Source organism: Jiangella rhizosphaerae (assembly GCF_003579925.1).
Classification (GTDB): domain Bacteria; phylum Actinomycetota; class Actinomycetes; order Jiangellales; family Jiangellaceae; genus Jiangella; species Jiangella rhizosphaerae.
The window spans coordinates 1-13,009 of sequence record NZ_QUAL01000083.1; the positions used below are offsets into that span (position 1 = coordinate 1).

The 13,009-nt window shown below is 73.8% G+C and carries 14 protein-coding genes; 9 read left to right on the forward strand and 5 right to left on the reverse strand.

The window, feature by feature from the left end; translation table 11 throughout:
- Positions 1-145: 145 nt before the first annotated feature.
- Complete coding sequence (locus tag DY240_RS09200; protein WP_053203257.1) at positions 146-397, forward strand: WhiB family transcriptional regulator; 252 nt, start codon at positions 146-148, stop codon at positions 395-397.
- Positions 398-1,105: 708 nt separating this feature from the next.
- Here DY240_RS09200 and DY240_RS09205 read toward each other — a convergent pair.
- Positions 1,106-2,581: a sensor histidine kinase gene (locus tag DY240_RS09205; protein WP_199701147.1), complete on the reverse strand. Its 1,476-nt coding sequence runs from the start codon at positions 2,579-2,581 to the stop codon at positions 1,106-1,108.
- Positions 2,582-2,645: 64 nt separating this feature from the next.
- On the opposite strand from DY240_RS09205, the gene DY240_RS09210 reads away from it, so the two are divergent.
- From DY240_RS09210 to DY240_RS09225, 4 genes are all read left to right on the forward strand, one after another.
- Positions 2,646-3,527: a DUF2785 domain-containing protein gene (locus DY240_RS09210; protein WP_119659636.1), complete on the forward strand. Its 882-nt coding sequence runs from the start codon at positions 2,646-2,648 to the stop codon at positions 3,525-3,527.
- A 63-nt stretch (positions 3,528-3,590) separates the two neighbouring features.
- Positions 3,591-4,898, forward strand: a complete 1,308-nt coding sequence (locus DY240_RS09215) for an FAD-binding oxidoreductase (protein ID WP_233552669.1) — start codon at positions 3,591-3,593, stop codon at positions 4,896-4,898.
- Between the two features lie 120 nt (positions 4,899-5,018).
- Entirely contained in the window at positions 5,019-5,921 is a 903-nt protein-coding gene (locus DY240_RS09220; RefSeq protein WP_158602788.1) for an LLM class flavin-dependent oxidoreductase, read from the forward strand.
- On the forward strand, positions 5,918-7,243 hold the full coding sequence (locus tag DY240_RS09225; RefSeq protein ID WP_119659638.1) for an FAD-binding oxidoreductase: 1,326 nt from the start codon (positions 5,918-5,920) through the stop codon (positions 7,241-7,243). The genes DY240_RS09220 and DY240_RS09225 overlap by 4 nt, the downstream gene beginning before the upstream one ends.
- Here DY240_RS09225 and DY240_RS09230 read toward each other — a convergent pair.
- Positions 7,240-8,100, reverse strand: coding sequence for a TIGR03560 family F420-dependent LLM class oxidoreductase (locus DY240_RS09230; protein WP_119659639.1), 861 nt, complete (start codon positions 8,098-8,100; stop codon positions 7,240-7,242). The two genes, DY240_RS09225 and DY240_RS09230, sit on opposite strands and share 4 nt — an antisense overlap.
- Positions 8,101-8,172: 72 nt before the next feature.
- Here DY240_RS09230 and DY240_RS09235 point away from each other — a divergent pair, with 72 nt between their 5' ends.
- Together DY240_RS09235 and DY240_RS09240 are read left to right on the forward strand one after the other, a co-directional pair.
- Complete coding sequence (locus DY240_RS09235; RefSeq protein WP_158602789.1) at positions 8,173-8,631, forward strand: MarR family winged helix-turn-helix transcriptional regulator; 459 nt, start codon at positions 8,173-8,175, stop codon at positions 8,629-8,631.
- Positions 8,628-10,292 (forward strand): acetolactate synthase, encoded by a 1,665-nt coding sequence (locus DY240_RS09240; RefSeq protein ID WP_199701148.1) that lies wholly within the window; start codon positions 8,628-8,630, stop codon positions 10,290-10,292. The genes DY240_RS09235 and DY240_RS09240 overlap by 4 nt, the downstream gene beginning before the upstream one ends.
- 205 nt (positions 10,293-10,497) lie before the next feature.
- Here DY240_RS09240 and DY240_RS09245 read toward each other — a convergent pair whose 3' ends face one another.
- Positions 10,498-11,469, reverse strand: a complete 972-nt coding sequence (locus tag DY240_RS09245; RefSeq protein WP_119659640.1) for a GlxA family transcriptional regulator — start codon at positions 11,467-11,469, stop codon at positions 10,498-10,500.
- A 93-nt stretch (positions 11,470-11,562) separates the two neighbouring features.
- Between DY240_RS09245 and DY240_RS31790 the strand changes: the two genes are divergently transcribed.
- Positions 11,563-11,724, forward strand: coding sequence for a hypothetical protein (locus DY240_RS31790; RefSeq protein ID WP_158602790.1), 162 nt, complete (start codon positions 11,563-11,565; stop codon positions 11,722-11,724).
- Between the two features lie 3 nt (positions 11,725-11,727).
- Here DY240_RS31790 and DY240_RS09250 read toward each other — a convergent pair whose 3' ends face one another.
- Both DY240_RS09250 and DY240_RS09255 read right to left on the reverse strand, forming a co-directional pair.
- Positions 11,728-12,105, reverse strand: a complete 378-nt coding sequence (locus DY240_RS09250; RefSeq protein ID WP_119659641.1) for a thioesterase family protein — start codon at positions 12,103-12,105, stop codon at positions 11,728-11,730.
- Entirely contained in the window at positions 12,102-12,308 is a 207-nt protein-coding gene (locus DY240_RS09255; protein ID WP_119659646.1) for a biotin/lipoyl-binding carrier protein, read from the reverse strand. Before DY240_RS09255 ends, DY240_RS09250 begins: the two co-directional genes overlap by 4 nt.
- Positions 12,309-12,412: 104 nt before the next feature.
- Here DY240_RS09255 and DY240_RS09260 point away from each other — a divergent pair.
- Positions 12,413-13,009: DUF5317 domain-containing protein (locus DY240_RS09260; protein ID WP_119659642.1), on the forward strand; the 597-nt coding region annotated here is incomplete at its 3' end.

The window sequence follows — 13,009 nt, forward strand, 5'->3', positions numbered from 1 at the left end:
AGCGCGCGGTAGGCCGCCGCAAGACTTCGCGTCATCCCCTCGGCCCCACGGAGCCACAGGGCCGGGCAGGGATTCGTGAACGAATTCACGTACTGCAACGTGACCGGACATGTCCGGCACCACACCATAAGGAGCTGTGAGAACCATGGATTGGCGCCACCGTGCCGCCTGTCGCGACGAGGACCCCGAGCTGTTCTTCCCCATCGGGAACACCGGGCCCGCGCTGCTCCAGATCGAGGAGGCCAAGACCGTCTGCCGTCGCTGCGACGTGCGCGAAGCCTGCCTGAGCTGGGCTCTCGAGAGCGGCCAGGACGCCGGCGTGTGGGGCGGTCTGTCCGAGGACGAGCGCCGTGCCCTGAAGCGCCGCAACGCCCGAGCCCGCGCGCGAGCCTACTGACGCCGCAGCGCAGCGGGCCCCGACACCCGCGCCGAACGCTACGCCCCGCCAACCCCGGATCGGCGGGGCGTCGGTATGTCCGGACCTGCTTCGGCCGGATCGCCCGGTGTTGACGCTGTTGGCTGGGATGCAGCGTTGGCCGTCCTCTGCTGCGTTGGGTCCCGTCCCCCTGCTGCCCGATTGTCTTGGCCGCGCGCACGCGCCTCAAGTCCGCGCGCCTCGTGGTGGGGCTCCGCTGGGGTCGGGGCGCTTGGACTTGACCCGCGCGCCCGCGGCTAAGAACGGGCAGCGATCAGGGGGACGGGGGAAGAGCGGCGACGGGCCGGTGGGGGCGTTGGCCAGCTTCTGTGTGGCGTTGGTGTCGTTGAGCGTCCACCTGGTGAGATTTCACCGTGATTCCGGGGCCATCACGAGGATTGCCCCAGCGTCAACACCCCTACAGTCATGGTGAAGCTCAGGTAATCCTCGTGATGTAGGCGATCGCCGATGATCATCGCTGTCCACAGCCCGACAAAGCACGCGAAACGGGCACGACAACGCCGAGGCGTGCCCAGATCCTCCCCGTCCCCCTGATAGCTGCCCGTTCTTGGCCGCGAAGCCGCGGGTCAAGTCCGCCCGTCGTCGCGAAGCGACTCCATGGCGGACTTGAGGCGCGGTTGCGCGGCTAAGAGAATGGGCAGCAGGGGGACGGCGAACGTCCCGGTGGCGTCAGCGCGGTGAGTCGGCCGCCACCGGCAGGTCCAGCACGACCCGGGTGCCGCCGCCGGGCCGGGGGCCGATGTCCAGCGTCCCGCCCAGCTCACCGACCACCAGTGTCCGGACGATCTGCAGGCCGAGGTTACCGGTGGTGCTCGCGTCGAAGCCCGGCGGCAGGCCGGCGCCGTCGTCGTCGACCGTCGCCAGCAGCCGGCCGTCGGAGCGCTGCGCCGTCAGCAGCACCGCGCCGCCACGACGGCCCAGGCCGTGCTCGACGGCGTTCTGCAGCACCTCGGTGAGCGTCATGGCCAGCGGCGTCGCGGTCTCGGCGGCCAGGATGCCGAACGTCCCCGACCGCGTGGCCCGTACGTCGGAGGTCGTGGCGGCCACCTCGGCGACCATGCCCAGCAGACGGTCGGCGACGTCGTCGAACGCCACGGTGTCGTCGACGGTCTGCGACAGGGTCTCGTGCACGATCGCGATGGAGCCCACCCTGCGCACCGCTTCGTCGAGCGCCGCCCGGCCCTCCGCCGACGCGATGCGCCGCGACTGCAGCCGCAGCAGCGCCGCCACCGTCTGCAGGTTGTTCTTGACCCGGTGGTGGATCTCGCGGATGGTCGCGTCCTTGGTGAGCAGCTCACGCTCGCGGCGGCGCACCTCGGTGACGTCGCGGCACAGCGCCAGCGCGCCGACGTGGGTCCCACCCGGGTCGAGCGGGATGATCCGCAACGTCATCACCGTGCCGTTGCCCTCGATCTCGGTGCGGATGTGCTGCCGGCCGCCCAGCACGTCCTCCAGCGGTTCGTCGCGCGCGCCCGGCGGCGGCGCCAGCGTGGCCGTCGCCTTGCCCAGGTGCTGGCCGACGAGGTCGGCGGCCAGGCCGAGCCGCCGGTAGACGGAGACCGCGTTGGGGCTGGCGTAGAGCGCGAGTCCGTCGGCGTCGAGCCGGACCAGGCCGTCGCCGACCCGCGGCGCACCGCGGCGGCCCATGTCGGTGCGGGTGGAGTGCGGGAACCGGCCCTCCGTGATCAGCGTGGCCAGCTGGCTGCCGCACTCGAGGTAGGACAGTTCCAGGCGGCTGGGCGTGCGGACCGCGACGAGGTTGGTGTGCCGGCCGATGACGGCGATGACGCGGCCGTCGTGGCGCACCGGGATCGCCTCGACCCGCACCGGGACGTCGTCCCACCACTCGGGGTCGCCCTCACGCCGGATGACGCCTTCGGTGTAGGCGGTGTCGATGAGCGGCCGCCGGCCCTTGACCAGATACGTGCCGACGAGGTCCTCGACGTAGGCCGTCGGGCCGGTGGTGGGGCGCATCTGCGCGACCGCGCGGTAGCCCTCGCCGTCGCGGTCGGGCACCCAGAGCACGAGGTCGGCGAAGGAGAGGTCGGCGAGCAGCTGCCAGTCGGCGATGAGGGCATGCAGCCAGTCCAGATCGGCCTCGGAGAGATCGGTGTGACGCTGGACGACGTCGTTGAGCGACGGCACGTCACCGAGCGTAGCTGTCTCACCTCGCTTCCCTCCACGGAGGTGGTTCTGCGAGGATTGCCCTGTGCAGCAGTCGTACTGGGAGCAGGTCGTCGCCGACGGCTTCCGGCTACCCCAGGGCGCTGCCCTCGACGAGCTCACCATCGAGCTGGTCACCATGCTGGGCGACACCGATCCGCACGTCCGCGAGGACATCGCCCGCTCGGTCCTGCAGACCTGGATCCGCGAAGGCGTCTACGACGACCTGCTCGTCGGGCTCGGCGACGGGCTGGCGCTGGGGCTGAAGAAGGGCCTGGGCGAGGAGGGCACCGACTCCGTGCTGCGCCGCTCGTTCTCCGCGAGCGTGCTGGCCGAGGTCATCGCGCGCGACAACGTCACCCATGGGCTGCACCCGGCCGCGGTCCTCACCTGGGCCGACCAAGCCGTCGGCTGGTTCCTCGGCGAGCGCGACCTCCGCGGCTGGACCCCCAGCCAGGGCTGGGCCAACGCCGTCGTGCACGGGGCCGACGTGCTCGGCGCGCTGAGCGCGTCGCGGCATCTGGGCGCCGACGAGCTGCGCGTCCTGCTCGACGTCGTGGCCGAGCGGCTGACGACGCCGACGCGGCACCGCTTCTCCGCCGGCGAGGAGCAGCGGCTGGCGTACGCGACGATGTCGGTCCTGCACCGCGACCTCGTCACCATCGAGCCGCTGGAGGGCTGGCTCGACCGCCTGGCCCAGGCCTGGCGCGACGACGCCCGCCCGCCCTCGTCGCGGGCCGCCGCGCGCGAGAACACCCTCGACTACCTGCGGGCGCTGCACCTGCAGCTGCTGCTGGGCGTGCAGGGCACCCCGGCCCAGAACGTCGCCAGCACCCCGCGGCCGATGCCCGCGGTCCGCTCCGACCTGCTGCTCGCGCTGCAGGCGACGCTGCGCTCCAGCGCGCCCTGGCTCTACCGCCAGCCCTGAGCCGGCGGGCGCTGGCCGTTTCGTTCAATCGCCCGGTGGCACGACGTCCCTAGCGTGGACGGTGTGATCGACGCGGCTCTGGACGGCGAGGTGTACGAGCCCGGCTCCCCCGGCTACGAGGCGGCGTATCGCCCGGCCGACGTGCGGTACGTGGGGATGCGGCCGCGCTACGTGGTGCGCTGCCGCTCGGTCGGCGACGTGGTCCGCACCCTGGAGTACGCGCGGGCGACCGGGACGCCGCTGGTGCCGCGCGGGGGCGGCCACTGCTTCGCCGGGCGGTCGTCCACCGACGGCATCCTGCTCGACCTGGGCGGGCTCGACGGCGTGACCGTGACCGGCTCCGGGTCGGCGACCATCGGCGCCGGGGCCCGGCTGGCCGGCGTGTACGGCGCGCTGCACAGGCACGGGCGGACCCTGCCGGCGGGCTGCGGGCCGACCGTGGGCATCGCCGGGCTCACGCTCGGCGGCGGGATCGGGCTGCTGGGACGGCGGTACGGGCTGACCTGCGACCGGCTGGCCGGCGCACAGGTGGTGCTGGCCGACGGCCGGGTCGTCGACTGCGACGCCGAGCGCGAGCCCGACCTGTTCTGGGCGCTGCGCGGCGCGGGTGGCGGCCAGTTCGGTGTCGTCACCTCGCTGGTCTTCGACACCGTGCCGGAGCCGGAGACGACGCGGCTGGACTTCGGCCCGCCGCGGGCGCCGCTGGCCGAGGTCATCGAGGCCTGGCAGGGCTGGGCCCCGGACGCGCCCGACGAGGTCACCGTCACCCTGGCGGTCCTCGCCCGCCCTGGGCGGCCGGTCGAGGTGAGCCTCGGCGGTGCCTCACTGCTGCCCGAGGCGCCCACGTACGAGCTGATCGACGGGTTCCGCTCCGACGTGGGAGCGCCGCTCGACCTGCGGGGCGGGCAGCCGTACTCGCGCCTGAAGGATCTCCTCGCCGGGCCGGACCCGTTGGAGGACGTCGCAGCCGGCCGGCGGATCCGGTCGGAGTTCTTCGCCCGGCCGCTGCGCCGGGCCACGATCGACGCGCTGTGCGCCCAGCTGACCGACGGCCCGGCCGACGGGCCCCGCCGGCTGGCGTTCACCCCGATGGGCGGCGCCTACGGCCGGGTGCCCGGCGGCGCGACGGCGTTCGCCCATCGCGGCGAGCGGTTCCTGCTCGAGCACGGCGCGGCCGCGACGTCGGCCTGGACGGACACCTCCTGGCAGATCGGGCACGCCGACGGCTCCGGGCACGTCTACCCGAACTTCCCCGACCCCGCCCTCGCCGACGGCCCGGCCGCCTACCACGGCGCCAACCTGCCGCGGCTGGCCGAACTCAAACGCCGCTACGACCCCGGCCGGGTGTTCGGCTTCCCGCAATCACTCTGACCGCCGCGGCGGCGCGCCATCCCGTCCCCACCCACAGTTGATCTTGGGTGGAGACTTACGAAAGGTAAGTTGCTTACTGGCATGTCCGCCGCGGGGGTCGCCGGGGCCGATCATGGGGACGTGACCGACTACGGACATCCCCTCACCTTCGGGGTCAGCCTCGACCCCACCGCCGCGGACTTCGGGTCCGCGCTCGACCTCGCCCGGCAGGCCGACCGCGCCGGGCTGGAGTACCTCGCCGTCCAGGACCACGCCTACCAGCCCGGCTACCTGGACGTCTGGACGATGCTCAGCTACCTGACCGCCCGCACCGAGCGCATCGCCGTCGTCTCCGACGTCGCCGACCTGCAGCTGCGCCCGCCGGCCATGCTGGCCAAGGCGGCGGCGTCGCTGGCCGCCATCGCGCCCGGACGGGTCGCGCTCGGCGTCGGCGGCGGGCCCAGCGCGGCCGCCGTCGCGTCGATGGGCGCCACCCCGCACCACGGCCGGGCCATGGTGGAGTACACCGAGGAGGCGATCGGCATCCTGCGCGCCGCGCTCGACGGCCGGGCGATCCGCACCGACACCGAGCACCACCACATCGCCGGCTACCAGGCCGGACCCGTGCCGGCCGCGCCCGTGCCGATCTGGGTGGGCAGCCAGAAGCCCGGCATGCTCGGCGTCACCGGGCGCGTGGGTGACGGCTGGGTGTCGCCGCTGAACATCTACGTGCCGCCGCAGGACGTGCCGGAGCGGCAGGCGATCATCGACGCCGCCGCGCGCGAAGCCGGCCGCGACCCGCGCGACGTCCGTCGCCTCTACAACGTCATCGGCGCGATCGGCCCGTACCGCGGCGGGCAGGGCCTGGTCGGCCCGGCCGGCCTGTGGGTCGACACGCTCACCGAGTGGGCCGTCGAGCTCGGCTTCGACACGTTCGTGCTCTGGACGATCACCGACCCGGCGGCGCAGCTGGAGCTGTTCACGTCCGAGGTCGTGCCGGCCGTCCGCGAGCGCGTCGCCGAACGGCGCGGAGCGGCCGCATGAGCGAGCTGGTACTCCCCGGCGGCCTGCGCGACCGCGCCGTCCGGCCCGGCGATCGCCGGTACCCACTGCTGCGGTCCACCTACACGCGGGTGTCCGCGCCGTCCCTCGTGCTGCTGCCGGAGAGCCCGGCCGAGGTCGCGGCCAGCCTCGAGGTCGCCCGCGACTCCGGCCTGCCGCTCTCGGTGCGCAGCGGCGGGCACGGGCTGTCCGGACGGTCGTCGAATGACGGCGGCATCGTGCTGGACGTCTCGGCGATGAACGGGGTCGAGGTGCTGGACGAGGACGCGCGGCTGGTCCGCGTCGGCGCCGGAGCACGGTGGGCGAACGTCGCCGCCGCGCTGGCGCCGCACGGCTGGGCGATCAGCTCCGGCGACCACGGCAACGTCGGCGTCGGCGGTCTGGCGACGGCCGGCGGCATCGGCTGGCTGGCGCGGTCGTACGGACTGACCATCGACCACATCCGCGCCGCCGAGGTGGTCCTGCCCGATGGCCGGCTGGTGCGGGCCGACGCGACGCACGAGCCGGACCTGTTCTGGGCCGTGCGGGGCGCCGGCGACGGCGTCGGCGTGGTCGTGGCCTTCGAGATCGAGGCGACACCACTGCGCACGGTCGGCTTCGGGCAGGTCGTGGTGGAGGCCGACCGCGACGGCGACACGCTACGGCGCTGGTCGGAGTACGTCGCGGCCGCGCCGCACGAGCTGACCGGCAGCGCCGTCCTGTTCGCCGACGGCGCCGACGTCGCGGCGCAGTTCACCGCCGTGGTGGCCTCGGACGACCAGGACCTGGTGCGCGAGCTGATCGCGCCGCTGGCCGAGTTCGGCGTCCGGCCGCTGTCCAGCGGCGCGCAGCTGGCGCCGTACCCCGCCCTGGTGTCCACCGGACACCTGCACCCGAACGTCGGCCAGCAGCCGTCCACGACGACGAACGCCCTGCTGCCGGCGCTGACGGAGGCGAGCGCGCGGGCGCTCATGGAGGTCGCGGCGGGACCCCAGCGGACCCTGGTGCAGCTGCGGGCGCTCGGCGGCGCGATCAACGAGGTCGCCCCGGACGCGACCGCATATGCCCACCGTCACCAGCAGGTCCTCGCGATCCTCACGCAGTTCCCGCCCGGCGGCGGCACCGAGCTGGACGCCGCGGCCGCGCCGCTCGCCCCGTACGCCGACGGCGCCTACCGCAACTTCGAGAGCCGGCCCGACGACGACACCTTCCGGCGCGCGTTCCCGGGCGCCACGGGCGACCGCGTCCGCGCCCTGCGCGAGCGCTACGACCCCGGCGGCCTGCTCCAGCGGGTCGCGGCCGCGGAACCCGCGAGGCCGCGCTAGACCCCGCTGACCGCCGCGGCCACCGTGGCGACGGTGTCCTCGGTCCACGGCGTGCCCCTGGTGATGACGCTGACGTGGTCGAAACCGCGCTCGCGGGCCACCCCGCACCGCTCGACGAACGAGGCCGCGGACTCCCCCGGGGCGAGCGCCGTCGCCAGCGTCTTCTCGATCGCCTCGAACGGGCGTCCGACGGCGTCGCAGTGGCGCGCCAGGACATCGAGCTTGTGCCGGACCGTCGAACCGTCGTCGGGGACGTCCGGCAGGTTGCAGGCGTCGCCGTACTGCGCGACCAGCCGCAGCGTCACCTTCTCGCCGGACCCGCCGATGACGATCGGCGGGTGCGGCCGGGTGACGGAGTTGGGAACGTTGAGCGGCCGCTCGAGCCGGTAGTGCCGGCCCTCGAACGGCGACGCGTCACCGGCCCACATCTGCGTCGCCAGCCGCAGGATCTCTTCCAGCCGCTCGAACCGCTCGGCGGTGGGCGGCAGGAAGAGGCCCATCATGGCCGCCTCGTCGCCGTGGTAGCCGGCGCCGACGCCGAACCAGGCTCGTCCCCGCGACACCACGTCGAGCGTGGTGACGGCCTTGATCAGCAGCGCCGGCGCCCGGAACGTCGCCGCGGAGACCATGGCGCCCAGCCGGACCCGCTCGGTCCGCCCGGCGAGGTAGCCCAGAGTGGTGTACGCCTCGAGCATCTCGTCGTCGAGGCGGCGGGACGGGTCGCCCTGCACCAGGTGGTCGGCGACCCAGACGGTGTCGATGCCGGCCTGGTCGGCGGCGCCCGCGACCCGGACGAGCTCGTCGGTGAGTCCGCCGCCGGACCACGAGTAGTTCGTGATGCTGATGCTCACCTTCATGGTCTCGACCCTAGGCCGATTTACTTGGACTCGTCAAACTATTGGAGTCATCCAATCAGTAGACTGTGCGCCGTGACCGCCGACGACCACGCCGCCCTCGCCGCCGACACCTGGCGGGTGTTGTTCGACCTGCTCGTCCGCTCCCGGCCCGAGCGCGACGCCGTCCTCGCGAGGCTCGGCCTCACCCCGAACGAGTACAAGGCGCTGCACTCGCTCGACGCCGAAGCCGGCCGGACCATGAAGGAGCTGGCGGCGGAGTGGCAGTGCGATGCGTCGACCGCCACCTGGACCGTCGACCGCCTGCAGCGACTCGACCTCGCCGAACGCCGTGTGCATCCCACCGACCGCCGGGCCCGCCTGGTCGTGCTGACACCGCGCGGCGCCGCCGTCCGTGCCGAGCTGCTGGGGGCGCTCCACGCGCCACCGGCCGAGCTGCTGGAGCTCGACGACGCCCGGCTGCGCGCCCTCGCCGTGGCGGTCGCGCCGCTGCGCCATGATCGGCGGATGGATTCCGGTACGGTGAACGGGTGAGTATTTCGCAGCGCAACGATCTCACCCTGAGCGGTCACGCCGGTCAGCACGCCCTGGCCGTCGCCGAGGCGCACGGCGTCGGGACCATGTGGACGCTGTCCGGCGCCCACGTGTTCCCGCTGTACGACGCCGTGGTGAAGGCCGAGTCGCCCACCCGCATCGTCGACGTCCGGCACGAGCAGACCGCGGTCTTCGGGGCCGAGGCGACCGCGAAGCTGACGCGCGAGCCGGGGCTCGTCGTCCTCACCGCGGGCCCGGGCGTCACCAACGGCGTCAGCGGCATCGCCCAGGCGTGCTTCAGCGGCGTCCCGCTGCTGGCCGTCGGCGGGCGCGCGCCGGCCTGGCGGTGGGGCACCGGCGCGCTGCAGGAGCTCGACCACCCGCCGCTGCTCGCCCCCGTCACCAAGCTGTCGACGACGGCGCACAAGGCGGCCGACGTCGGACCGGTCGTCGACCGCGCGCTGAGCGTCGCCCGGTCGGCGCACCGCGGGCCGGTCTTCGTCGACGTCCCGATGGACGAGCTGTACAGCTTCGCCGACGTGACGCTCGAGCTCACGCCGCCGGCGCCCCGGCCGGAACCCGACCCCGACAGCCTCACCGCCGTCGCCACGCTCATCGGAGAGGCCCGGCACCCCGTCGTCGTGCTCGGCTCGGACGTCTGGATGGACGGCGCCGAGGAGGCCGCGCTGCGCTTCGCCGACGAGACCGGCATCCCCGTGGTCGCCAACGGCATGGGCCGCGGCGTGCTGCCGAAGGGCCACCGGCTGCTGGTCAACCGGGCCCGGTCGGCCGCGTTCAAGAACGCCGACCTCGTCGTGGTGGTCGGCACGCCGCTGGACTTCCGGCTCGGCTTCGGCACGTTCGGCGGCTCCGACGGCGCGCCGCCGGCCAAGGTCGTCCACGTCGCCGACTCCCCCGACGGCCTCGCGACCCACGTCGAGCTCGCCGCGAGCGCCGCGGGCGACCTCACGCTCGTCCTCGACGGCATCCTGACGGCGATGCGGGCGACCCGCCGCTGGGACGACTGGGCCAACGAGCTGCGCGACCAGGCGGCCGCCGCCGTCGAGCGCGACGCCCCACTGCTGGCGTCGGAGGGCGAGCCGATCCACCCGGCACGCGTCTACGGCGAGCTCAACCGCGTCCTCGAGGACGACGCCGTGGTCATCGGCGACGGCGGCGACTTCGTGTCGTGGGCGGGCAAGCTGATCGAGCCCGGCCGGCCCGGCTGCTGGCTCGACCCCGGCCCGTACGGCTGCCTCGGCGCCGGCGCGGGCGCCGCGGCCGCCGCACGGCTGGCCCGCCCCGGCAGCCAGGTCGTGCTGCTCTACGGCGACGGCGCCGCCGGCATGTCGCTGATGGACGTCGACACCCTGGTCCGGCACGACCTTCCGGTGGTCATGGTGGTCGGCAACAACGGCGCGTGGGGGCTGGAGAAGCACCCGATGCGGTTCCTGTACGGCTACGACGTCGCCGCCGACCTGCGTCCCGAGACCGGCTACGACGCGGTCGTCGAGGCCCTCGGCGGCGCCGGCGAGACCGTCACCGAGCCCGGCGACATCGGCCCGGCGCTGCGCCGCGCCTTCGACGCCGGCGTGCCGTACCTCGTCAACGTCCAGTGCGACCCGAAGGTCGCCTACCCCCGCTCCACCACCGGCATCTGATCTGGGAATGATCACGTTCACCACCCGATTCCCTGCCGCACGAGGCCTGCAGCCCTGGTGATGCGAAAGCGATCCTTGTGATGCCCCGGGCAACCGCTGTCCGCATCTCGCGCCGAGCCGTCACGAGGACTTCCTGCGCATCACAAGGCCGGCAGGCCTCGTGTGGGACCGAATCGGGTGGTGAACGTGATCATTCCAACCGGGGTCAGGATGCCTCCGACACCTGACCGGGGCGGCGGTGGCAGAACGCGGCCCGGTAGGCCTGCGGCGTGGTGCCCAGGCGCTTGGCGAAGTGGTGGCGCATGGCCGCCGCCGTGCCGAAGCCGGCCCGGGCGGCCACCGTCTCGACGACGTCGTCGCCGCGCTCGAGCATGCGCTGCGCGGCCGCGAGCCGGGCCGTCAGCAGCCACTCGTACGGCGTCGTGCCGGTTTCGGCGCGGAACCGGCGGGCGAACGTGCGCGGCGACATGTTGGCCAGCGCCGCGAGGTCGTCGACGGTGAGGTCCTGGTCGAGATGGGCGGTCATGTAGTCGACGACGCCGGCCAGGGTGCGGGCCGGTGTGGCACGGATGGGCGCCTCGATGAACTGCGCCTGGCCGCCGTCGCGGTGCGGCGGGACCACCATGCGGCGGGCCACCATGGCCGCGGCGTCGGCGCCGAACTCCTTGCGCCAGAGATGCAGGCTGGCGTCGAGGCCGGCGGCCGTGCCGGCGCTGGTGATGACGGGGTCGTCGTCGACGTAGAGGACCCCGGGGTCGACCTTCGCCTCGGGGAACCGCGCGGCCAGCTCGCCGCTGTACATCCAGTGCGTGGTGCAGCGGCGGCCGTCGAGCAGGCCGGCCTCGCCCAGCACGAACGCGCCGGAGCAGACCGACAGCACCCGCGCGCCGCGGTCGACGGCGGCCCGTAGCGCCTCGAGCAGCTCGTCGGGGTAGGTGTCGTTGCGCGGCATGGCGGGAACGCCGACGAGGTCGGCCGACTCCAGCCGCTCCAACCCGTGCTCGATGACCAGCCCGAACCCCATGGACGTCCTGACCTGCGGCGACGGTCCGCACAGGTCGAAGTCCATGACCGGCAGACCCTGGTCGGACCGGTCGACGCCGAACGCCTCGCAGAGCACGCCGAGCTCGAACGGGGCGACGCCGTCGAGCACCACGGCAGCGACATTTCGCAGCATTCGGACAGTCTGCCAGACAACTGGCAGGAAGTCGATGCCTACTGGCAGTCCTGCCACTGGTGGCAGGATTCCGGCAGGAGAAGAATTACTGCCATGAGCGCAGTCATCCTCCTTCTCGTCCTGGCAGTCGCGATCGCCGCCGCGGTCTCCGCGGCCCGGTTGGCGGGTTCGGACGGCGGCCCTCGGCACGACCCGCTCCCGCGGGCCGAAGACGACTGGTCGCCGAGCCTGCCCACGCACCCGTACGCGCGCTGAGCCTCACCGGGCCAGGAACCGCTCGCGTCCCACGACGACGCGGGTGATCGTCCCACGACCCACCGGCTCGCCGTCGCCGCCCAGAGCGACGACGGAGAACCGCAGGGTCCGCCCGTCGACGGCGGTCAGCTCGCCGCGCACCTCCACAGGGGCGCCGAGCGGACTCGCCGCGACGTGATCGACCTCGACCCGAGTGCCCACCGTGGTGTCGCCGCCGGCGAGCGCGTCGTCGACGGCGGCCACGGTCGCGGCCTCCATCCACGCCACCAGCCGCGGCGTCGCGAGCACCGGCACGTCGCCGGAGCCCAGCGCCAGCGCGGTGTCGGCCTCGGTAACGGTGTGCGACTCGCGCGCCGCGAGGCCGGGCTCGAGCGCCGTCACGAGATGACGACCAGCACGTCGCCCTCTTGGACGACGTCACCCGGGCCGACCTTGACCTCGGACACCAGTCCGCCGTCCTCGCACAACACCGGGATCTCCATCTTCATCGACTCCAGGATCAGCAGGGTCGCCCCGGCACCGACCTGGTCTCCCACGGATACCGCCACGGAGTGGACATTGGCCACCATCTCGGCGGCCACCATCTCGGCCACGTGCTGACTCCTCTCGCCCGCTGCGGAGCATTCCACCACGAGCTTCCGGGCGTGGCGTCCGCCGGTTCGGCGCCGGACCAGGTCAGGATGATGATATGGCGCTCCTCCTGCTCGCCTTGGCCGCCGGCCTGGCGGCGGGGTACGCACGCGGAGGGCGGCTGCGGCGCCTGGGCGAACGACCCCCGGTGCGCAGCCGCCTCATCCTCACCGCGCTGGGCGCCTATGCCGTCGGGGTCGCCGGCAGCTGGGTGTGGGAGCCGCTGCTGCCGGTCATGACGGCGCTGTGCTGGTTCACCCTCGGCTTCTACGCCTGGCTCAACCGCGCCTACCACGGCGCCCGGCTGATCGCGCTGGGTCTGGTCGCCAACGGCCTGGTCATCCTGCTCAACGGCGGCATGCCGGTGTCGGTGACGGCCGAGCAGCGGGCGGGCGTCGAGACGACGGTGGCGCAGCGGCCCGACGAGGGCGTCGTCACGGTGGCCGGCGACGACACCCGGCTCCGTTGGCTGGGCAAGACCGTTCCGGTCGCGTTCCCGCCCCGCCCGGAGGCGGTCAGCCCGGGCGACCTGGCGGTCGCGGCGGGGGTCGCGGCCGCGCTGGCCACGGCCATGACCGGACGGCGTACGGCGCTGGCCCGCGAACGCGCCGAGGCGACCCGGCGACCCGCCCCGCGGATCGGGGAGCGGGCGGCG